Below are 20,724 nucleotides of genomic sequence, written 5' to 3'. Positions count from 1 at the left end.
CGTTAGCCGCCATCCGGCAATACTTTACGCCGCCCGCTCTTCCCGCTGCGCTAAAACCTGCGGCAAATTCAGTTCTATCCAGTCCGCCAGCGCGGCGACTTTATCGCTCACCTGCTCACCCAACGGCGTCAAACTATATTCCACGTGCGGCGGTACTACCGGATATGACACCCGATTGATAAACCCGTCCTGCTCTAACGCTTGCAGGGATTGCGCCAGCATCTTTTCACTGACCCCGCCCATCTTACGGCGCAAATCGCTGAAACGGTGCGTACCGTCGCGCAGCGCCACCAGAATCAACACGCCCCAGCGGCTGGTGACGTGTTTTAACACCTCGCGGGAGGGACACTGTTCGGCAAACAAGTTGCCATCGCGTAACTGCTGGGAGAGCGTCGAAGCTGTCATTTTCATACTAACCTTTTTGTACGTACTTACTAAAAGTAAGTTTAGGTGTTAGCGTGATTAAACACAAGACCAATACCAAGGAGTCACCCCATGATCGCGATTACCGGCGCCACCGGCCAACTGGGCCAACACGTTATTGAATCTCTGTTGAAAACCGTTCCTGCCAGCCAGATTGTGGCAATCGTGCGTAATCCCGCTAAAGCGACGGCGCTTAGTCAGCATGGCATTACCGTTCGTCAGGCGGATTACAGCGATGAAGCCGCCTTTACAACTGCCTTACAGGGTATCGACAAGCTACTGCTGATCTCCTCCAGCGAAGTGGGACAACGTGCCCCGCAGCATCGCAACGTGATTAACGCAGCGAAAGCCGCTCACGTGAAATTTATCGCCTACACCAGCCTGCTGCACGCCGACACCTCTCCGCTGGGGCTGGCTGATGAGCATGTGGCAACCGAGCAGATGCTGGCTGAATCCGGTATCGCCCACGCGCTACTGCGTAACGGCTGGTACACCGAAAACTATCTCGCCAGCGCACCGGCTGCTCTGGAACATGGCGTGTTTATCGGGGCTGCAGGTGAAGGCAAAATTGCCTCAGCGACCCGCGCCGACTATGCCGCTGCCGCCGCGCGCGTCATCAGTGAAGACGGTCACGCCGGTAAAACCTATGAGCTGGCGGGCGACGCAGGCTGGACCCTGAGCCAGTTGGCTGCCGAGCTGGCAAAACAGAGTGGTAAAAAAGTGGTGTATCAGAACCTGAGCGAAGCTGATTTTGCCGCCGCGCTAAAAGGTGTAGGTCTGCCTGCCGGACTGGCGGACATGCTGGCTGACTCAGACACTGGCGCCTCCAAAGGCGGTCTGTTCGACGACAGCCATACGCTGAGCAAACTGATTGGTCGCCCGACCACCCCGCTGGCTGACAGCGTCAAAGGCATCGTGTAAGTGTTAAAAATTAGTTAATTGTGGTGGCATCCCCGCGCATCCTCTCTGATAATGACAGGATGATGCGTGGGGAGAGAAAACGTGCAAGGTGTACCTGAGCAGTTTATTGATGAGAAAGACAGCGCCCGCTTTCGCCATCTGGCGCAGGTGCCGGGCGTAGAGCTGTATCATGCGCACATCTCACGTTACGCCTTTGAGCCGCACACACATGAAGCATTCGGCATTGGCGCGATAGAAGCCGGAGCCGAACGTTTTCGTTATCGCGGCACGCAGTACGTGGCCCCCGCCCATTCCGTCGTAACCATGAATCCCGATGAGCTGCACACCGGCGAGGCCGAAACCGCCGATGGCTGGCGCTATCGGATGATTTATCTTGAGCCCGATCTTCTGGAAGAGGTCACTGGGATCCGCCACTGGTGGTTTCATGACGTAACGCGTCACGATCCGCTGCGCTCGCGCCAGATCTGCTCGCTGATCCACGGCCTGTGGAACACGGAAGATCCGTTGGCGCAAAAAGGACTATTGCTCGATCTGATCGACACGTTTCAGCCGCTGGCCCGCCATGCACCAGTATTGCCGGAGGGGGCGCATCGCTTTGAACGAGTACGCGAGTATCTGCACGATAATTATATGCATCCGGTCACGCTCGACGAGCTGGCGCGGGTTGCACCGCTGAGTCCCTGGCATTTTCAGCGCCAGTTTAAATCTCATTTCCACGTCACGCCGCACCAGATGTTGATGGCGATCCGCCTGTGGCGAGCCAAAGGTTTTCTCACTTGCGGTATGCCCGCCGCAGAGGTCGCCGCCGCAACCGGCCTCACCGACCAGTCGCATCTCACCCGCGCGTTTACCCATCGCTACGGCATTACGCCAGTGCGTTATCAGAAACAAGTCGTCCGGCGTTGATCAGCAATCTCATACAATACGGCGGCATTTTTCCTGCCTACACTCGACGTATTGTTAAGCGATGTGGATATCAAAAATGATTAGCGGTGTGTTGTATGCCCTGCTGGCCGGGCTGATGTGGGGATTAATTTTTGTTGGACCGCTGATCGTACCGGAATACCCGGCGGTATTGCAGTCGATGGGGCGCTATCTGGCGCTGGGGCTGATCGCATTGCCGATTGCCTGGCTGGGACGTGTGCGCCTGCGTCAACTCGGGCGGAAAGACTGGGTAACTGCGCTGACGCTAACAATGATGGGGAATCTGATTTATTACGTTTGCCTGGCAAGCGCTATCCAGCGCACCGGCGCACCGGTCTCCACGATGATTATTGGTACATTGCCGGTGGTGATCCCGGTCTTCGCTAACCTCCTCTACAGCCAGCGTGACGGCAAATTATCATGGTGGCGTTTGTCGCCTGCGCTGGTGTTGATTGGTATAGGCCTGCTGTGCGTGAATATCTCGGAGCTGAATCAGGGACTCCCTGACTTTAGCGGCTGGCGATATGGCTCTGGCATCGCACTGGCGCTGATTTCGGTGGTGTGTTGGGCGTGGTATGCGCTGCGTAATGCCCGCTGGCTGCGCGAGAATCCGGATAAGCACCCGATGATGTGGGCGACGGCCCAGGCACTGGTGACGCTGCCTGTTTCTCTGCTCGGCTATATTGCCGCCTGCCTGTGGCTGAACGGGCAAACGCCGGACTTCGCTCTGCCCTTCGGTCCGCGTCCAGCCGTGTTTATCGGCCTGATGATAGCCATTGCGGTATTGTGTTCTTGGGTTGGCGCACTGTGCTGGAACGTCGCCAGCCAGAAGCTGCCGACGGTGATCCTCGGTCCGTTGATTGTCTTCGAAACGCTGGCTGGCCTGCTGTACACCTTTATACTGCGCCAGGAATTTCCGCCGCTGCTGACGGTAAGCGGTATTACGCTGCTGATGGTTGGGGTAGTGATAGCCGTCAGAGCCAAGCCGCAGAAACCGAGCGTCATGGTGGTTTCACAATCATAATGTGCCGGATGGTGCTCCGCTTATCCGGCCTACTGGATAATATCTTGTAGGCCGGAGCAGACGTTAAACTTTAAACACCGCCACCGTCTGGTTCAACCGTGCGGCCTGCTCTTCGAGCGCGGCTGCGGCGGAAGCGGATTCCTCCACCAGCGAGGCGTTTTGCTGCGTGACGCGATCCATCTCAGCCACCGCCTGACCGACCTGATCGATACCCCGACTCTGTTCATCAGAGGCCGACGCAATTTCTCCCATAATATCGGTAACCTGGGTGACGGCACTGACAATTTCCGCCATCGTCTCACCCGCCTCATGCACCAGCGCCGTACCGGCATTGACCCGATTCCCTGAGTCATCAATCAACGCCTTAATTTCTTTTGCCGCCTGAGCGCTACGCTGCGCCAGCGTGCGGACCTCGCCTGCGACTACAGCAAAGCCACGCCCCTGTTCGCCAGCGCGCGCCGCTTCTACCGCCGCGTTCAGCGCCAGGATGTTGGTCTGGAAAGCAATACCGTCGATAACAGTGGTAATTTGCGCAATTTTGCTGGAACTGGTGGCGATTTCATCCATCGTACGCACCACGCCATCAACCACGGTTCCGCCTTTCTGCGCCGTCTGCGAAGCATTTTTTGCCAGGCTGGTCGCCTGACGCGCGTTATCTGCGTTCTGTCTCACGGTTGCAGTAAGTTGTTCCATGCTGGCTGCGGTCTCCTCCAGAGAGGCGGCCTGCTGTTCGGTACGTGAAGAGAGATCGTTACTGCCAGCGGCAATTTCACCCGCGCCGGTATAGATGGTGTCAGCCCCGTCACGCACCACGCTGACCGTGTTCGCCAGCGCCTGCTGCATGTCGCGGACGTTGCCTGCCAGCAGCGCCATTTCATTACTGCCATCGGCATTGATGCGGTGAGTCAAATCACCTGCGGCAATATGGCGAATATGTCCCATCACCTCGTGGAGCGGCTTGAGCAGCACTCGCTGCATCGCCAGCCAACTGGCGATAATCACGGTGACGACAATCAGCATCACCGCGGACAGCAGCCAGATTATCTTCTGGTAGTCACTCTCATTGTCCTGTACCCCGGCAGTGGCCAGCGCCGTTTGCGCGCTACGCCATTCCCGATAAACTTCCTGCATGGCCGTTTGCTTTTGCTCGGCGTTCTGCTTGAACATCTCTTCCAGCTTTCCTTCAGCCAGCAGCGCGTTCATTTTTGCCAGCGTCGCAGAATAGATGCCGTACTGTTCTTCCAGTCGATCGGCCAGATGCTCATCCAACCCCGGCGTTTCCGGTAGAGCGTAGTATTTATCGTAATGCTCTTTCGATTCGGCCAACAGGCGATTTGCCGTGTTCACCAGCTCCTTCAACTGACCGCCGTTAATCTCGCTAGCCATCGTTCCCTGTAAACGCAGCATGCCCCGGTTGAGCGTGACGCGAGCCTGGTTCAGGCTAATCCACGCATCGGTAAACTCGGCCACATTCTGGCTGGAAAGTTGAGACACGTTAAAGTTCTGCTTATCGTTATTGAGTGCGCCAATAAAGACGCCCGCGGAGATAAGCTGCATTGCGCCCAGGGCGAGTAACACGGTGATAAGTAAGGTTATCACTTTGATTCGTTTGAACATCTGTAGCCTTTTTATTATGCAGGTATTGTCTGAGGTCTAACTATCGGCAGCGGCGTGCGCTTATTTAATCCTGTCGAGCCGCTTTTTTCGCCGCCCCTCACCTTTCCAATAAGATTCAGCACCTTAACGAAATAAGAAATTTTCGTGACATTCATCACAAAACACCCCACCCCGAAAGGGTTATATCCTTCGCCATAAGTTGTATTTAAAATACATCTTATATTATTGAGAATGAGGTAACGGCAATGTCTTATCGCGATCAACCTTTAGGTGAACTGGCGCTCTCTATTCCTCGCGCTTCGGCCCTGTTTCGTAAATACGATATGGATTACTGCTGCGGCGGTAAGCAAACGCTGGCACGCGCTGCCGCGCGTAAAGAGCTGGATTTAGACGTTATTGAGGCGCAGCTCGCGCAGCTGGCTGAACAGCCGCTGGAGAAAGACTGGCGTACCGTGGCTCTGGCTGAAATCATCGACCATATCATCGTGCGTTATCACGACAGACACCGCGAACAGCTGCCGGAGCTGATCCTGCAGGCCACAAAAGTTGAACGCGTTCACGCAGACAAACCGAACGTACCGCGCGGTCTGGCGAAAAACCTGACCATGCTGCATGAAGAGCTGTCCAGCCACATGATGAAAGAAGAGCAGATCCTGTTCCCGATGATCAAACAGGGCATGGGTAGCCAGGCGATGGGGCCAATCAGCGTGATGGAAAGCGAACATGACGATGCGGGTGAACTGGTGGAAGTGATCAAACACATCACCCACAACGTGACGCCGCCGCCAGAAGCCTGCACCACCTGGAAAGCCATGTATAACGGCATTAACGAAATGATCGATGACCTGATGGAACACATCAGCCTGGAAAACAATGTGTTGTTCCCGCGTGCCCTCGCAGGTGAATAAAAAAAGGCGCCCGAGAGCGCCTTCCTGAAGTCCGAATTCGGCCACTGCTTATGTGGCCTTTTTTGTGTCCGATATGACAACGCTTAACGCATACCCGCCATACGTTTCTTACCGATAAACAACCAGCCCAGACCCAGCGCGATGAACCACAGCGGCGTCACCATCAACGCCTGACGGGTATCATCTTCCAGCGTCAGCAGTACCAGTACGAAGACGAAGAACGCCATACATACCCAGCACATCAGCTTGCCTAACGGCATCTTGTAAATTGATTTTTCATGCAGGTGAGGACGTTGCTTGCGGTACACCAGGTACGAGCAAAGAATGATGGTCCAGACGAACATGAACAGAATCGCCGACACGGTGGTGATCATGGTGAACGCGCCAATCACGCTCGGGTTCACGTACAGCATCACCACGCCGCCCAACAGACAGATACAGGAGAAGGTTAACCCCTTCGCCGGAACTGCGCGTTTAGACAGCTTGGCAAATGCTTTAGGCGCAACGCCTTCCTGCGCCAGGCCGAACAGCATACGGCTGGTAGAGAACACGCCGCTGTTTGCGGAAGAGGCAGCTGAAGTCAGAACCACAAAGTTGATCAGGCTCGCCGCAGCAGGCAGACCAACCAGCACAAACAGTTCAACGAATGGGCTCTTGGTTGGTACTACTGAGCTCCACGGCGTAACGGACATAATCACGATCAGCGCGAACACGTAGAACATGATAATACGGATTGGAATCGAGTTAATGGCGCGCGGCAGAGATTTCTCAGGATCCTTGGTTTCCGCAGCGGTCGTTCCCACCAGCTCAATACCCACAAACGCGAACACCGCTATCTGGAAGCCGGCAAAGAAGCCGCTCAGACCTTTCGGGAACCAGCCACCGTCATTCCACAGATGCGTGAACGATGCCTGAACGCCGGTTGGCGACTGGAAGTGCGTCAGCACCATCACCAGACCGACGACAATCAGGCCGATGATGGCGACGATTTTGATCATCGCAAACCAGAACTCCATCTCACCGAACATTTTTACGGTGGCGAGGTTGAGGCTCAGCAGCAGCACAATCACCGCCAGCGAGGCGACCCAATCTGACAGTTCGGGGAACCAGAATTGCGCATACGCGGTAATCGCGACAACGTCTGCCATCCCAGTAACGACCCAGCAGAACCAGTAGGTCCAGCCGGTAAAATACCCGGCCCATGGCCCGAGCAGGTCGGAGGCGAAATCACTAAACGATTTGTACTCCAGATTCGAGAGCAGCAATTCACCCATTGCCCGCATCACGAAAAACAGCATAAAACCGATGATCATATATACAAAGATGATCGACGGTCCGGCGAGACTGATGGTTTTACCGGAGCCCATAAACAGGCCAGTACCGATAGCACCACCAATAGCAATAAGTTGAATATGACGGTTTGTGAGATTGCGCCGTAGCGACTGTTCAGACGACGCCTCTTCAGCGGTGTCGACTTTTACCTGATCTACCATGTTTTTTCTTCCTGTACCTGTCTGTGTTGTTCAGGCTCTACGGCCTTTAGTGTGTCTATGATACGACGATCCTGTTATCAGGACTCATCGATATTAGGTAAGAATTGGCGGGATGAATACTAAGATTTAGATATAATGTTAATTTAATGTTTAAAGTGAGTGTCATATCACTCTGATAGCGCGAATCAGCTCACAAAAATACACGCTGATGCGGCATTTGCAAGATAAAATATCGACAACGACGTAACTATAGCTTTTCACGCTATTTTTTTGCTCCCCCCGGCCTCGGGGGGAACAGAAGTCACTGCTTACAGGATCTCAAGCAGCTCAACGTCGAACACCAGCGTGCTGAACGGAGGAATGGACGCGCCAGCACCACGCTCGCCGTAAGCCAGTTCCTGAGGAATAGTCAGTTCCCATTTCGAACCTACCGGCATCAGGGTCAGTGCTTCAATCCAGCCAGGGATTACGCCGTTAACCGGGAATTCAGCCGGTTCGCCACGTGCGACAGAGCTGTCAAACACGGTACCGTCGATCAGTTTACCGGTATAATGCACGCGAACGCGGTCAGTACGCGCCGGAATAGCCCCTTCGCCCTGAGTCAGAACACGGAACTGCAAACCGGATTCAGTGCTGTTCACACCCTCTTTCTCACGGTTTTCTTCCAGATATTTGACGCCATCAGCCGCCATAGCCTGGAAGCGTTCGCGACGTACTGCATCAGCGCGTTCATGGATTTCACGCAGCGCGCGATGCACAACATCAACCGGTACTGCCGGGTGCTTACCTTCCAGCGCGTCAGCGATACCCGCTACCAGCGCTTCAGGCAACAGTCCTTCCAGTCCGGATTCGCTCAGCTGTTGTCCTACCTGCAAACCAATGCCGTAGCTTGCTTGCGCTTCGATAGTGTCAAAAGTCGGGTTAGCCATCATATTTCCTTTCATCGGATGTAAAGTAGCGGGCAGCATATCAGCCATGCCGCATCCGGTAAAACTTTGTCTCGGGAACAGATGACAAATCGCGAGGAAACATAAACAATAGGAATATCCCGCGTTGACGTCACGAAAGCGGGTAATATGACGAACATCATAGCGTTAGCCATCTATACTCTATGATCGAGGAACGAGACGCGGAGCAGGAGGAAAGCCATGCCCGGGCGCTTTGAATTAAAACCAACCCTGGCGAAAATCTGGCATGCACCGGACAATTTTCGCATTATGGATCCGCTACCGCCTATGCACCGCCGCGGCATTATTATTGCTGCTATCGTGCTGGTGATAGGTTTCCTGCTTCCTTCCAGTGACACCAGCGATGCCCCTGTGGTGACGCGTACTGCCCAGCTGGATTTACAGTCACAGTCGCAGCCACCAACCGAGGCTCAGCTACAGGCACAGTTAGTCGCCCCGCAAAACGATCCCGGCCAGGTCGCTCCGGTTGCTCCAGAGCCAATCCAGGAAGGAGAACCTGATGCGCAGCCGCAGGCTCAGCAATCTCAGCCGCAGACGCAACCTTTCCAACAGGATAGCGGAATTGAGCAACAGTGGCGCTCTTATCGCGTAGACTCGGGCAAAACGCTGGCCCAGGTCTTCCGTGACCATAACCTCCCGCCAACCGATGTGTATGCAATGGCGCAGGTTGAAGGCGCGGGAAAACCGCTAAGCAACCTGAAAGACGGTCAGATGGTGCAGATCAGGCAGAATGCCAATGGCGTGGTGACGGGATTAACCATTGATACCGGGAATGGCCAGCAGGTTCTGTTCACCCGCCAGCCAAACGGCAGTTTTATTCGCGCCCGTTAAGCGACGCCATCAGGCATCAAGGTGAAGCGTCAGCGCTTCACCTTATTCACCCACCAGATCCCCGAACAGACCAGCACCAGCGCCAGTGCGTATTTCCATTCGAGAATGTTTTCGCCGAGGAATATCGCCGACAGAACCGCCCCCGAAACCGGGATCAGGAAGTTAAACGGCGCAATCATCCCCACGCGATTATGCTTGAGCAGAATACTCCACAAGGCAAAGGCGACCGAAGAGAGTAACGTCAGGTAGCCCAGAATTGCCACCGAAGACGCTCCGTGTACGGTCAGCGTGCCGCCAAAAGCGTAGCCACCGATAACCAACGCCAGACCGCCACCGCCCAACTGGTACCCTGTCATTACCGTCGGGTCCACCGTCTGAGAAATACGTTTTCCATATAGCGTGGCAGCAGAAAGAATAAAGGCCGCCATCACTACTGAGCCGTCTCCTAACAGGCTGAAACTAAAATCCATTCCGCTGCTAAAGTTCACTACCATCACCCCAGCAAAGCCGAGGATACAGCCCAGCGCTTTGTTGTAGCTCAGTTTGTCATTATGGTAGATAAAATGGGCCAGTAGCACGCTGAAGAAGGTCCCGGTCGCATTCATGATGGACCCTTTCACCCCCGTCGTGAAAGCTAGGCCAATATAGAAGAAGATGTATTGCAGCGAGGTTTGCGTCAGCCCCAACAGCGTGAGTTGGCCGTACTGACGCGGGCTTAACCGGCCAATCGGTTTTCGCTGCGCCATCGCCAGCATTAGCAGCAATATTCCCGCAAACAGAAAGCGATATCCGGCAAAGACAATCTTTGAGGGAATGTCATCCGTGGCAATCTGGAAGATCTCATATCCGCTTTTGATCGCCGGATAGGCGCTCCCCCACAGCAGGCAGCAGAACGCCGCGCTCAGATAGACAACATTTTTACGCGCAAACAGAGGTTGGTGCGTTGGTTCCATTCCATCACCACTTTGAAATAATGTTTTATTTTTGTGATTATCCCGAAAAGGATAAAGAATAGCCAGAGAGAAAAGCGGGGGAACAGAAAAGCAAAACGCCGGCACAGGGCCGGCGCTTTTACGCGGTCATCAGAATAAAAACTTATTCTGCAACTACGTTTACAGTCAGCTTAGCAAACACTTCGCTGTGAACCTGGAAGCTCACTTCGTGCTCACCAGTGGTACGCAGAACGCCGTTCGGCAGACGAACTTCGCTCTTAGCTACTTCAACGCCAGCTGCAGTTACAGCGTCAGCGATGTCGCGAGTACCGATGGAACCGAACAGTTTACCTTCGTCGCCAGCTTTAGACGCGATGGTTACGGTTTCCAGTGCGTTGATTTTCTCAGCACGAGCTTCAGCAGCGGACAGAACGTCAGCCAGTTTAGCTTCCAGCTCAGCGCGACGCGCTTCGAAAAATTCAACGTTTTTCTTGGTAGCAGGAACAGCTTTACCCTGTGGTACCAGGAAGTTACGAGCATAGCCCGCTTTAACGTTAACCTGATCACCCAGGCTACCCAGGTTTGCTACTTTATCAAGCAGAATAACTTGCATTACCTTATCCTCTCAAAGTCGTATTAATGGACCGTGACCGATTACTGATGACGATCAGTGTACGGCAGCAGGGACAGGTAGCGAGCGCGTTTGATAGCGCGAGCCAGCTGACGCTGGTATTTTGCACGGGTACCGGTGATACGGCTTGGGACAATCTTACCGCTTTCGGTGATGTAGTTTTTCAGCGTAGCGATATCTTTATAGTCGATCTCTTGAACGCCTTCCGCGGTGAAACGGCAGAACTTGCGACGACGGAAATAACGTGCCATATGGCTAGTCTCCAGAATCTATCAATTCAATCTGCTCGGCATGCAGAACCATTTTGCTCAGGCCGTTCTTTGCCTTGTGGCAAGAGATGAACCCCTGAACGGTCACTGCGCTACCGACCGTTATACTGTGAGTAATGGCCTGGTTTTCGTGTCCGCTAATAATAACGGGCATTTGGCACCACGCCTGCCGGTGAAACCCGGCTTCCTCCTGCACAGAACGATGCTCAAGCACGAACTGGCAATGAGGAATTCCTGATGGACTGACCTTTCGAAGGGGAGCCCTGCACACGGTGCCGGACAACGCCAGACGGTTGGTCATCAGAAATTACTCTTCAGAATCCCCAGCTTCAGCATCATCTGCGGTTTCGTTAGCGAAATCATCGCGACGCTCACGGCGCTCGTCTTTCGCTTTAACCATCGGAGATGCTTCGGTAACAGCGTGTTTAGTACGCATAACCATGCTGCGGATAACGGCATCGTTGAAGCGGAAGGTAGTTTCCAGCTCATCGATCACTTCCTGCGGCGCTTCAACGTTCATCAGAACGTAGTGAGCTTTGTGCAGTTTGTTGATCGGGTAAGCCAGCTGACGGCGGCCCCAGTCTTCCAGACGGTGGATCGTGCCTTCTGCACCAGTGATGGCAGCAGTGTAGCGTTCGATCATACCCGGAACCTGTTCGCTCTGGTCAGGATGGACCATAAAAACGATTTCGTAATGACGCATCGAATTGCTCCTTACGGATTATTCAGCCTCCTGTCTGGGTCAGCCGAGGCCCATGGAGGCAAGGAACGTGTTAAAGGTCGGCTGAAAAATGACGCGTCATAATACTGGGGTCAGCAGTTAAACTCAAGGTGCTTGTACGATTATTTATCATGTCGCCATTAATACATATCCAGCAGCATTTTGACGCTGATACAAATAGAGACGATGACAATCATGGGTCGGATGACTTTCTTGCCGCGCGTCAGTACGACTGTCGCACCCAGACGTGCGCCAAGGGATTGCCCGGCAAACATCACCAGCCCCAGCGACCAGATCATTTTACCGCCGAAAATGAAGAACAGAATCGAGGCAATGTTCGACGCCAGGTTGATAAAATTCGAGTGGATTTGCGCTTTATCGATACTGTACCCCCACAGCAGGATATAGCAGAGCGTATAAAAGGAGCCGGCCCCGGCACCGAGAAAACCATCATAAAACCCAATACCTCCCCCGCAGATCAACGAGAAGAGAAACAGGGATACATGCTGCTTCCTTTTCGGTTCGCTAAGATTAGGCGCAGAAATAAAGTAGATAGCGACCGCGATAATCAGGATCGGCAGCAGTTTCTTCAACACGTCCGGTTCAATAAACTGGATAAGCGTTGTGCCCATCGCAGAACCGATAAAGGCAGATAAAAAGACATATTTGTGCTCCTGCACATTAATATGTCCCCGGCGTAAAAAGTAAATTCCGGAGGTTAGCGAGCTACCCAGTGCCTGAATTTTATTGGTTGCCAGCGCATTAGCCGGGGGTAAACCAGAAATTAAGAGAGCGCCAATAGAGAGAAAACCACCGCCGCCCGACACCACGTTAATAAAGCCAGCCACCAGCGCGACCATAAACATAATCACGAAATAGCTGAAATCCATGAATGAAGTATCCATAAGTTTTTGCCTTATTATCATAAAGTTATATTAATTATCTGGCTCACTATAAACGGCGTACTCACCCGATTAAATTGACTATTTGGTAAGAGCTTATGCGCGCAAGGCAGGTATTTTTAACCGTAGCGGAAGGCATCAGCTGATTGTTAATTAAAGAAAAGATGGCTTTGCGGTAATTTTTTGAACAACTGCATCAGAAATGGTCGCTATCGACTGCGCCGGCAGCGGTTAAAATTAAATCAGAAGTTATCCACTCACAGGAGAGAGCTAACCAGAGACCGCAGTCGAGGAGGTACATATGCGAGCCCGTGTTTTGACCCTTCTGGCTGTACTTTTGCTCAGTGCAAATGCAACGGCAGCCATCAAAATTGACAATCATCAGGCCAGGAATATGGATGATGTGCAGAGCTTAGGCGTTATTTACATAAATCATAACTTCGCCACTGAAAGTGAAGCCACTCAGGCCCTGAATGAAGAAACCGATGCGCAAGGCGCAACCTACTATCACGTGATCCTCACCAGGGAACCCGGTAGTAACGGAAATATGCACGCCAGTGCAGATATTTATCGCTAGCACCAGAAACAACCAACGAGAACATTGCCACAGTTTGACTTGCCCCCTTCACTGGGGGCTTTTTTTTGCAAAACAATCCCGAAGCCAGACCGATCTCATCCCCATGAAGAGTTGGCTCCGGAACGTTTTTTCTTACTTCTGGCCGTAATAGGCATTTGGGCCGTGCTTACGCATGAAGTGCTTATTCATCAGGTAACTGTCGATGGGGCTGAGCGCCGGATTAATGCCACGCGCAATCCATGCCATTTTTGCCACCTCTTCCATCACCACAGCGTTATGTACTGCGTCGTGAGCATCTTTGCCCCAGGCAAACGGGCCATGTTGGTACACCACTACGCCAGGCGTATGTAAAGGTTCCACCTCCCCGAGCGTTTCAATAATCACCCTACCGGTATTAAGTTCATACTCCTCCTGAACTTCAGCTTCAGTTAAAGCCCGGGTACAGGGAATATCGCCAAAGAAGTAGTCAGCATGCGTCGTGCCGAGCGCAGGAATTGCCAGACCTGCCTGCGCCCATGCCGTCGCGTGGGTTGAGTGGGTATGCACCACGCCGCCGAGAGAGGAATAACGGCGATACAGCGCCAGATGGGTGGCGGTATCGGAAGAAGGACGATAGCGTCCCTCCACCACATTACCGTGCAGATCCACAACCACCATGTCATCCACTGTCATTGTTTGGTAGTCGACGCCGCTGGGCTTAATCACCACCAGCCCGCGTTCGCGGTCGATGGCGCTGACGTTACCCCAGGTAAACGTCACCAGACCGTAGCGCGGCAGATCCATGTTGGCCTCAAAAACCTGCTGTTTACGTTTTTGCATTACACTGCCTCCACCAGGCCCGCGCTGGCCATACGCGCTTTCACCCAATCGCGCGCCTTCGCCACTTCACGTGCCGGGTCGTCCGACGTTTCGCTCCACATCTCAATCAGGTATGGCCCGCAATACCCACTCTGTTTGAGCGTCGCAAAACAACGTTCAAAATCGACAACCCCTTCACCAAACGGCACATTTTTGAATACGCCAGGTTTGGTATCTTTCACGTGTACGGCAACTATATGGCCCATTCCCGCCTGCAGCTCCATCTGCACGTCGTTATCCCACGCCGATAAATTGCCAATATCGGGATACAGCTGGAACCACGGATTGTTGAGATAGTGGGCGTATCCCAGTGCCTTACTGATCGAATTCATCAGTGGATAATCCATGATTTCCATCGCCAGCGTCACCTGTGCACGGCTCGCCATCTCTACGCTCTCTTTCAGCCCATCGCGGAACCGACGACGCGTTTCGTTATTGGCCTGCTGGTAATAAACGTCGTAACCCGCCATTTGAATAACGCGAATACCGATATCCTGCGCAAACTGAATGGCTTTACGCATGATCTCCAGCCCCTGTTCGCGTACCACATCATCTTCACTACCAAGCGGAAAACGACGATGAGCGCTCAGGCACATGGACGGTACCCGTATCCCGGTGTCGGCGATAGCGGCCACCAGCGCCAGTCGCTGCTCGCGGTTCCAGTCAAGACGCGCCAGGCGAGCGTCGGTTTCATCAACCGACATTTCGACAAAGTCAAAGCCCAGTTCCTTCGCTAGTTGCAAGCGTTCCAGCCAGCACTCCCCGCCGGGGAGTGCTTTTTCATAAATACCGAGCGGGACCTGTTTCGACAACATAGTCGCTCCTCATCCCCACAGTTGGGCGATAGAACGTTTGAACTGACGGGCCGCTTCCACCGGAGAGGCGGCATCGCGAATACTGCGGCCGGCAATAAAGACGTGAATCGGAATTCCCTGGAACAGCGGCAGATCTTCCAGCGCCAGACCGCCGGTGACGGTGACTTTAAAGCCCATCTCGGACAGACGCTTGATCGCGCTGATATCCGCTTCTCCCCACGCCACGCCCGCCGCCTGCGCATCACGACTGCGGTGATATACAACTTGCCCAATCCCTGCGTCACGCCACTCTTGCGCCTGCTCCCAGGTCCAGTAACCAGTCAGTTCAATCTGTACATCACCGTTAAATTCTTTCGCCACCTCCAGCGCACCCTTGGTGGTGTTGATATCGGCACAGCAGATGACGGTGACCCAGTCAGCGTTGGCTTCGAAACACATGCGGGAGAGGATTTTTCCCGCATCGGCAATTTTGGCGTCCGCCAGCACAATTTTATGTGGGTAAAGCGCTTTCAGATCGCGAACGGCGCGCACGCCCTCTGCCACGCAAAGAATAGTGCCCACCTCAATGATATCGACCTCTTCGGCAATCAGACGCGTCGTTTCATACGCGGAAGACATTGATTGGTTATCCAGCGCAACCTGCAACATAGGTAATGACATTTTGGTATCCTTTTAAACAGCCGCCGCAGTGGCGTTATCAATTAAATCCAACACTTCCTGCGCGGTGCGGCAGGCGCGTAAACGGTCGAAATTGGCTTCGTCATCAAAGAGATTCACGATCTGCATGATGCCCACTTCCTGATGCGTGTTGGCGTCAACTGCCGCCATCGTGATCAGAATGTCGACCGGGTCGTTATCCTCGTGGTTAAACACCAGCGGCGTTTTCAGCGTCACCAGCGCAAAACCGGTTTTCTTGACCCCTTCCTCCGGACGGCCGTGCGGCATCGCCAGGCCTGGCGCAATCACAAAGTACGGGCCAAACTGCTCAACGCCATCAAGGATGGCTTGGTAGTAGCGTGGTTCAACCACATCAGCCTTAACCAGCAGATCCACGCCAAGCTTTACCGCTTCCTGCCAGGTACTGGCCTCGGCTTGCAAAAGGATGGAACTATTGTCTGCCAGCGAGTCACGTAATTTCATATGCCGCCCCTTACTTCACGTCCTGCGGAAAATGCGCTTTGATCACTTCCAGCAGTTTTGGTCCAAAATCGGCAGGAGACAGCATGTTGCGTACGCCAACGACATATTTATTGCCAGAAACGGTAATCTCACCGGCGATATGCGTAGAGGCGATGATAATATCCGCTCCGCTCAGTTCACTTTTGTATTCACCCACGGCACAGCTGTTTACCGTATGGTCAATATTTGACTGGGTTAAAAACTGGTCCACCTTCATTTTCATGATCATGGAACTGCCCTGCCCATTGCCACACACAGCCAGAATACGTACGGTCATAATCGGAACTCCTTATTAAGCAGAGTGTTCTGCCAGTTGTTTTTCTGCGTCTTCCTCAGCACGCAACGTGCGTCCTGCGAAAAACATATAAGCCAGTGCAATCAGAATAATGACGGCCATAAACACGATGCCGATGGAGGCAAAGCCTTGCATCATCGGCGGTGCCAGAATTGACCAGTCCGCCATGCCCATCCAGGCGCTCATACCGGTGAGCTTCACCGCCCAGACGCAGCCGAAGATTTCGATCATCCCCATCACCAGGCAAATCTTGAGCGCTGCGCGCCAGCCGCCAAAGTGGTTAGCAAATACGCCGATAGTGGCGTTCGAGAAGAACATCGGGATAAAGCCTGGGATAATCAGAATGGAAGAGCCGCAGGCCACAAGGATGCCCACCGCAATCAGTTGGCCGATGGTCCCCCACATAAAGCCCCAGACCACCGCGTTAGGAGCAAAGCTATAAATCGCCGCGCAGTCGATGGCCAGTACCGCGCCCGGGATCAGGCGTTGAGAGATACCGTTGAACGCTTCTGAAAGTTCAGCAACGAACATACGTACGCCCTGGGTGATGATGAAGATAGCGACAGCAAACGAAAAACCGGTTTGCAGGATATACACCGTCCAGTGGGTTTTACCCGCCATCGCCTGAACCACATCAATGCCGAAAGAGAGCAGGATCGCCCCGAAGAAGATGGTCATCACAATCGCGGTAGAAACGATGTTGTCATGGAAGATATTCAGCCAGCCTGGCAGCTTGAGATCTTCTACGCTCTCCTCTTTCTTACCCAGATACGGCGCGACTTTGTAAGCAATCCAGGAGGCGAACTGCTGCTGGTGACCGATGGAAAAACCACAGCCGTCGGTCACTTCCTGGGTCGGCTTGTACATCATATTGGAGGTAATGCCCCAGTAGAGCGACACCAGCACCGCGGTACAGATGATGGTGGTCCACATGGAATAGCCAAAGATGTAGAAAGAGACGGCGATCAGGCCCGCCTGCTGGAACATGATGTGCCCGGTCAGCATGATGGTACGAATACCGGTAATCCGCCGTAGCAGTACATAACAAATGTTTAGCGCCAGCGCCAACAGTACCGCGTACCCTACCCAGCTATAGGCATCCCCCATACGTTCGATGGTTGCCATCATAGAGGCATAGGTATCGGAAATCGCACCGTTGATACCGTAAACCTCGGACATCTTCGCCACTACCGGTTTAAACGTGCTGGTCAGAATGCCCGACCCTGCCTGCAATAACATAAAACCGATAATCGTTTTGATCGTGCCTTTGATAATGACGCTGACACTTTTACGCAACAGGATGTAGCCGAGGCAGGTCACAATACCCAACAGCAACGGTGCATTGGTCATGACCTGATTAAAAAAGACGGTAAAGATGTTGTAGAGGATCTCCATAACGATCTCCAGTAGACGAAGTTGCTGAACATTCATTACAGATGCCCAGGATGTTGTGCCCTCACTCTAATTTTCAAAAGTAATCACAACAAGATTGAATTTGATTAAATGTGATGCAGTACGCAAATAATTCTCTCACTTGCAGAGTGGATTTGCTCCGAATTCATTCACTTCAAAATAAATCCATTTAAAACAATAAAATAAAAAAATACATTTCATATAAACCATCTTGTCACGTTGTAATTTGTTAACAATTTTTCATTCAACATCAAAAATCAACGCATTGCCTTCTTGAGAAAATGATGTCAGTATCAATCAAAACAAATCACAATTTGATTCAACTTGAATAAACATGAAGGTAATTGCGATGAGTAAAGTAAAAAGCATCACGCGTGAATCATGGATCCTGAGCACATTCCCGGAGTGGGGAAGCTGGCTGAATGAAGAGATCGAGCAGGAACAGGTCGCACCAGGTACTTTCGCGATGTGGTGGCTCGGCTGCACCGGAATTTGGCTGAAGTCGGAAGGCGGGACTAACGTCTGCGTCGATTTCTGGTGCGGCACGGGCAAACAGAGTCACGGTAACCCGCTGATGAAAACCGGTCACCAGATGCAACGCATGGCAGGGGTGAAGAAGCTGCAGCCAAACCTGCGCACCACGCCGTTTGTTCTTGATCCGTTTGCCATTCGTCAGATCGATGCGGTGCTGGCCACGCACGATCATAACGATCACATCGACGTAAATGTTGCGGCAGCCGTCATGCAGAACTGTGCCGACGACGTGCCGTTTATTGGACCGCAGACTTGTGTGGATCTGTGGATCGGTTGGGGTGTACCAAAAGAGCGCTGCATCGTGGTAAAACCAGGCGATGTGGTAAAAGTGAAAGATATTGAAATTCATGCGCTTGATGCGTTCGATCGTACTGCGTTAATCACCCTGCCCGCCGATCAGAAAGCCGCTGGCGTACTGCCGGATGGTATGGATGCCCGCGCCGTAAACTATCTGTTCAAAACGCCGGGCGGTACGCTTTATCATAGCGGCGACTCACACTACTCCAACTACTATGCAAAGCATGGCAACGAGCACCAGATCGACGTCGCACTCGGATCCTACGGCGAGAACCCACGGGGTATTACGGACAAAATGACCAGTTCTGACATGCTGCGTATGGCGGAGGCCCTGAATACAAAAGTGGTGATCCCTTTCCATCATGATATCTGGTCAAACTTTCAGGCCGATCCGCAGGAGATCCGCGTACTGTGGGAGATGAAAAAAGATCGCCTTAAGTATGGCTTTAAGCCATTCATCTGGCAGGTAGGTGGCAAGTTCACCTGGCCGCTGGACAAAGATAACTTTGAATATCACTATCCGCGCGGCTTTGATGATTGCTTCACCATTGAACCGGATTTACCGTTTAAATCGTTCTTGTGATCCACACAAAATGCCGGGCCATCCCGGCATTTTTTTCCCATTTACTTTAGTATTTCCAGGCTATTTCAAATATCATCTTTTCAAATCAATTTGTATCGGAATAGCTCATGACTGAAGCACAAAGACATCAAATATTGCTGGATATGCTGGCGCAGTTGGGCTTTGTTACCGTTGAGAACGTAGTTGAGCGTCTGGGGATTTCACCCGCCACTGCGCGCCGGGACATCAACAAGCTCGACGAAAGCGGCAAACTCAAGAAAGTACGCAACGGCGCAGAAGCTATTACCCAGCAGCGGCCGCGCTGGACGCCAATGAATCTTCACCAGGCGCAGAACCACGATGAAAAAGTTCGCATTGCCAAGGCAGCATCCCAGCTTGTGAATGCGGGTGAAAGCGTAGTGATCAACTGCGGATCGACCGCTTTCCTGCTGGGTCGCGAAATGTGCGGCAAGCCGGTGCAGATCATCACCAATTATTTGCCCCTGGCGAACTATCTGATCGACCAGGAGCATGACAGCGTGATCATCATGGGAGGGCAATATAACAAAAGCCAATCCATCACGCTTAGCCCGCAAGGCAGTGAAAATAGCCTGTATGCCGGACACTGGATGTTTACCAGCGGCAAAGGGTTGACCGCGGACGGACTGTATAAAACCGATATGCTGACCGCGATGGCCGAGCAGAAGATGCTTAACGTGGTGGGTAAACTGGTGGTGCTGGTCGATAGCAGTAAAGTCGGTGAACGTGCGGGAATGCTGTTCAGTCGCGCCGATCAAATCGATATGCTCATTACCGGCAAAAATGCAAACCCTGAGATTCTGCAACAGCTTGAAGCTCAGGGCGTGAGCATTATGCGCGTTTAAAGGTGCTGGCGGAAAAACGTCACTGTTGCGGCCAACGCTTCTGGCGTGATGCGATGTCGTACACCCGCTTCCCACAGGCAGGTCAGATTGTTGTCCAAACCTGCCTGAATCAGCGCTTGCTGTAAGCGGAAGGTTTCAACAGCCGGTACAACATCATCATCCTGTCCATGCCACAGCAGCAACGGCCTGTCGGCAAGGCGTGGCAACTGATGCGTAACATCCCATTCGGCAAGCGGGGCGATAACGGCATCAAACTCCGCCTGTTGCTCTGGGGTCTGAACCTGTAAAGGAGGAAAAAGCGTCTGCGCAAGCCGGGTAAAATAGCCTGAGCCCATCAGGCTGGCTACACATTTAACCTCAGGATGGCGCGCCATTATGCCCAATGCAGTCATTCCCCCCATCGATGCCCCACCGACGGCAAGCCGCTCATCTGAAAGCCAATTTTCTGCCACCAGAGCCGCACGTAACGTCGTAAACTCCTGCATGTTTTGCTGCAATATATGCCAGAAGCGGAACATTCGCTCATGAGCATTACCTTTAAAGCGGGCGCCATGTTCGGGCGCATCTGGCATGACGACGCGAAATCCGGCCTGAGCCAGCGCAACAGCAAAATAACTGTAGACCAGACTTGAAGATGTAAACCCGTGATAAAAGAGAATACAAGGGAGTGAACATTCGCGTTTACCAGCCGGAACGGCGTGCAGGACAGGGATACCAGCTAACTGTCGTGTCTCAATTTCTATCAT

25 protein-coding genes are annotated in these 20,724 nt (G+C 52.9%); 8 read left to right on the top strand and 17 right to left on the bottom strand.

Annotation, left to right across the window (positions count from 1 at the left end):
* Positions 1 to 24: 24 nt before the first annotated feature.
* The gene (locus OGV57_RS11875) at positions 25 to 405 is read right to left on the bottom strand and encodes a winged helix-turn-helix transcriptional regulator (protein ID WP_003025698.1); all 381 of its coding nucleotides are present in this window, start codon (positions 403 to 405) and stop codon (positions 25 to 27) included.
* Between the two features lie 90 nt (positions 406 to 495).
* Here OGV57_RS11875 and OGV57_RS11870 point away from each other — a divergent pair, with 90 nt between their 5' ends.
* The 3 genes from OGV57_RS11870 (at position 496) to OGV57_RS11860 (ending at position 3,292) form a co-directional block, all read left to right on the top strand.
* Positions 496 to 1,344 (top strand): SDR family oxidoreductase, encoded by an 849-nt coding sequence (locus OGV57_RS11870; protein WP_054527992.1) that lies wholly within the window; start codon positions 496 to 498, stop codon positions 1,342 to 1,344.
* An 81-nt stretch (positions 1,345 to 1,425) separates the two neighbouring features.
* Positions 1,426 to 2,250: an AraC family transcriptional regulator gene (locus tag OGV57_RS11865; RefSeq protein WP_054528664.1), complete on the top strand. Its 825-nt coding sequence runs from the start codon at positions 1,426 to 1,428 to the stop codon at positions 2,248 to 2,250.
* Positions 2,251 to 2,326: 76 nt separating this feature from the next.
* Positions 2,327 to 3,292 carry a DMT family transporter gene (locus tag OGV57_RS11860; protein ID WP_003025693.1) on the top strand — a complete coding sequence of 322 codons (966 nt, stop codon included), beginning with the start codon at positions 2,327 to 2,329 and terminating at the stop codon, positions 3,290 to 3,292.
* Between the two features lie 63 nt (positions 3,293 to 3,355).
* On the opposite strand, the gene OGV57_RS11855 is transcribed toward OGV57_RS11860, so the two are convergent.
* The gene (locus tag OGV57_RS11855; protein ID WP_003844953.1) at positions 3,356 to 4,909 is read right to left on the bottom strand and encodes a methyl-accepting chemotaxis protein; all 1,554 of its coding nucleotides are present in this window, start codon (positions 4,907 to 4,909) and stop codon (positions 3,356 to 3,358) included.
* Between the two features lie 245 nt (positions 4,910 to 5,154).
* On the opposite strand from OGV57_RS11855, the gene ytfE reads away from it, so the two are divergent.
* Positions 5,155 to 5,817, top strand: a complete 663-nt coding sequence (ytfE, locus tag OGV57_RS11850) for an iron-sulfur cluster repair protein YtfE (protein WP_003025690.1) — start codon at positions 5,155 to 5,157, stop codon at positions 5,815 to 5,817.
* 83 nt (positions 5,818 to 5,900) lie between these two features.
* On the opposite strand, the gene cycA is transcribed toward ytfE, so the two are convergent.
* On the bottom strand, positions 5,901 to 7,310 hold the full coding sequence (gene cycA / locus OGV57_RS11845; protein WP_003025688.1) for a D-serine/D-alanine/glycine transporter: 1,410 nt from the start codon (positions 7,308 to 7,310) through the stop codon (positions 5,901 to 5,903).
* A 308-nt stretch (positions 7,311 to 7,618) separates the two neighbouring features.
* Complete coding sequence (gene bamJ / locus OGV57_RS11840; protein WP_003025685.1) at positions 7,619 to 8,239, bottom strand: BamJ family beta-barrel-assembly machinery protein; 621 nt, start codon at positions 8,237 to 8,239, stop codon at positions 7,619 to 7,621.
* Positions 8,240 to 8,458: 219 nt separating this feature from the next.
* On the opposite strand from bamJ, the gene OGV57_RS11835 reads away from it, so the two are divergent.
* Entirely contained in the window at positions 8,459 to 9,109 is a 651-nt protein-coding gene (locus tag OGV57_RS11835) for a LysM-like peptidoglycan-binding domain-containing protein (RefSeq protein ID WP_003025681.1), read from the top strand.
* 29 nt (positions 9,110 to 9,138) lie between these two features.
* Here the strand turns inward: OGV57_RS11835 and OGV57_RS11830 are convergent, their stop codons facing one another.
* The 6 genes from OGV57_RS11830 to OGV57_RS11805 all read right to left on the bottom strand — a co-directional run bounded on the left by OGV57_RS11830 (position 9,139) and on the right by OGV57_RS11805 (position 12,567).
* A complete protein-coding gene (locus OGV57_RS11830) occupies positions 9,139 to 10,062 on the bottom strand; it encodes a DMT family transporter (protein ID WP_003844954.1) in 924 nt (307 codons plus the stop codon).
* 142 nt (positions 10,063 to 10,204) lie between these two features.
* Complete coding sequence (rplI, locus tag OGV57_RS11825; RefSeq protein ID WP_003025676.1) at positions 10,205 to 10,654, bottom strand: 50S ribosomal protein L9; 450 nt, start codon at positions 10,652 to 10,654, stop codon at positions 10,205 to 10,207.
* A gap of 41 nt (positions 10,655 to 10,695) precedes the next feature.
* Positions 10,696 to 10,923 carry a 30S ribosomal protein S18 gene (rpsR, locus tag OGV57_RS11820; protein ID WP_000135199.1) on the bottom strand — a complete coding sequence of 76 codons (228 nt, stop codon included), beginning with the start codon at positions 10,921 to 10,923 and terminating at the stop codon, positions 10,696 to 10,698.
* A 4-nt stretch (positions 10,924 to 10,927) separates the two neighbouring features.
* Positions 10,928 to 11,242, bottom strand: a complete 315-nt coding sequence (gene priB / locus OGV57_RS11815) for a primosomal replication protein N (protein WP_003025674.1) — start codon at positions 11,240 to 11,242, stop codon at positions 10,928 to 10,930.
* A 6-nt stretch (positions 11,243 to 11,248) separates the two neighbouring features.
* Positions 11,249 to 11,644, bottom strand: a complete 396-nt coding sequence (gene rpsF, locus OGV57_RS11810; RefSeq protein ID WP_003025672.1) for a 30S ribosomal protein S6 — start codon at positions 11,642 to 11,644, stop codon at positions 11,249 to 11,251.
* 158 nt (positions 11,645 to 11,802) lie between these two features.
* Positions 11,803 to 12,567 (bottom strand): TSUP family transporter, encoded by a 765-nt coding sequence (locus OGV57_RS11805; protein WP_044713127.1) that lies wholly within the window; start codon positions 12,565 to 12,567, stop codon positions 11,803 to 11,805.
* 298 nt (positions 12,568 to 12,865) lie between these two features.
* Between OGV57_RS11805 and yjfY the strand changes: the two genes are divergently transcribed.
* Complete coding sequence (gene yjfY, locus OGV57_RS11800; protein WP_003025668.1) at positions 12,866 to 13,141, top strand: DUF1471 family protein YjfY; 276 nt, start codon at positions 12,866 to 12,868, stop codon at positions 13,139 to 13,141.
* Between the two features lie 132 nt (positions 13,142 to 13,273).
* On the opposite strand, the gene OGV57_RS11795 is transcribed toward yjfY, so the two are convergent.
* The 6 genes from OGV57_RS11795 to ulaA are packed head-to-tail and all read right to left on the bottom strand — an operon-like array spanning position 13,274 to position 17,683.
* Entirely contained in the window at positions 13,274 to 13,960 is a 687-nt protein-coding gene (locus tag OGV57_RS11795; protein ID WP_003839510.1) for an L-ribulose-5-phosphate 4-epimerase, read from the bottom strand.
* Complete coding sequence (locus OGV57_RS11790) at positions 13,960 to 14,814, bottom strand: L-ribulose-5-phosphate 3-epimerase (RefSeq protein ID WP_054527991.1); 855 nt, start codon at positions 14,812 to 14,814, stop codon at positions 13,960 to 13,962. The genes OGV57_RS11795 and OGV57_RS11790 overlap by 1 nt, the downstream gene beginning before the upstream one ends.
* A 9-nt stretch (positions 14,815 to 14,823) precedes the next feature.
* On the bottom strand, positions 14,824 to 15,474 hold the full coding sequence (gene ulaD / locus OGV57_RS11785; RefSeq protein WP_003025660.1) for a 3-keto-L-gulonate-6-phosphate decarboxylase UlaD: 651 nt from the start codon (positions 15,472 to 15,474) through the stop codon (positions 14,824 to 14,826).
* A gap of 12 nt (positions 15,475 to 15,486) precedes the next feature.
* A complete protein-coding gene (gene ulaC, locus OGV57_RS11780) occupies positions 15,487 to 15,954 on the bottom strand; it encodes a PTS ascorbate transporter subunit IIA (RefSeq protein ID WP_003025658.1) in 468 nt (155 codons plus the stop codon).
* A gap of 10 nt (positions 15,955 to 15,964) precedes the next feature.
* Complete coding sequence (ulaB, locus tag OGV57_RS11775) at positions 15,965 to 16,270, bottom strand: PTS ascorbate transporter subunit IIB (protein ID WP_003025655.1); 306 nt, start codon at positions 16,268 to 16,270, stop codon at positions 15,965 to 15,967.
* 15 nt (positions 16,271 to 16,285) lie between these two features.
* Positions 16,286 to 17,683 carry a PTS ascorbate transporter subunit IIC gene (gene ulaA / locus OGV57_RS11770; protein WP_003025652.1) on the bottom strand — a complete coding sequence of 466 codons (1,398 nt, stop codon included), beginning with the start codon at positions 17,681 to 17,683 and terminating at the stop codon, positions 16,286 to 16,288.
* Between the two features lie 367 nt (positions 17,684 to 18,050).
* Here ulaA and ulaG point away from each other — a divergent pair, with 367 nt between their 5' ends.
* Both ulaG and ulaR read left to right on the top strand, forming a co-directional pair.
* The gene (ulaG, locus tag OGV57_RS11765; protein WP_003025649.1) at positions 18,051 to 19,115 is read left to right on the top strand and encodes an L-ascorbate 6-phosphate lactonase; all 1,065 of its coding nucleotides are present in this window, start codon (positions 18,051 to 18,053) and stop codon (positions 19,113 to 19,115) included.
* Between the two features lie 107 nt (positions 19,116 to 19,222).
* A complete protein-coding gene (ulaR, locus tag OGV57_RS11760) occupies positions 19,223 to 19,978 on the top strand; it encodes an HTH-type transcriptional regulator UlaR (RefSeq protein ID WP_003839504.1) in 756 nt (251 codons plus the stop codon).
* Here the strand turns inward: ulaR and yjfP are convergent.
* Entirely contained in the window at positions 19,975 to 20,724 is a 750-nt protein-coding gene (yjfP, locus tag OGV57_RS11755; protein ID WP_054527990.1) for an esterase, read from the bottom strand. The genes ulaR and yjfP overlap by 4 nt on opposite strands.

The sequence above is a fragment of the Citrobacter sp. Cf087 genome, assembly GCF_030334285.1.
Lineage (GTDB): Bacteria > Pseudomonadota > Gammaproteobacteria > Enterobacterales > Enterobacteriaceae > Citrobacter > Citrobacter freundii.
This window is presented reverse-complemented; position numbering and strand designations above follow the sequence as displayed.